Genomic DNA, 230 nt, shown 5'->3' with positions numbered 1-230 from the left:
AAGAAGAAACAGTAGTCGTAGTAGCACCGCGTTGGGGCTGTAGCTCAGCTGGTTAGAGCACCGTGTTGATAACGCGGGGGTCGTTGGTTCGAGTCCAACCAGCCCTACCAGTCATACCTAGGGGGATTAGCTCAGCTGGGAGAGCACCTGCTTTGCAAGCAGGGGGTCGTCGGTTCGATCCCGTCATCCTCCACCAAAGTTTTACTCGAAAGTGCAAACGTAAGCCGGTC

General features: G+C 55.2%; 2 tRNA genes. Both read left to right on the top strand.

Annotated features, from left to right (window positions below):
• Window positions 1–33 precede the first annotated feature (33 nt).
• Window positions 34–110, top strand: a tRNA-Ile gene (locus KO538_RS29140).
• 10 nt (window positions 111–120) lie between these two features.
• Window positions 121–196, top strand: a tRNA-Ala gene (locus tag KO538_RS29135).
• Window positions 197–230 lie beyond the last annotated feature (34 nt).

Origin of the sequence: Janthinobacterium sp. NKUCC08_JDC (assembly GCF_019345575.1) — a bacterium.
GTDB lineage: Bacteria > Pseudomonadota > Gammaproteobacteria > Burkholderiales > Burkholderiaceae_D > Janthinobacterium > Janthinobacterium aestuarii.
Note: the sequence above shows the minus strand (reverse complement) of the source record. Positions and strands in the feature narration are given on the sequence as shown.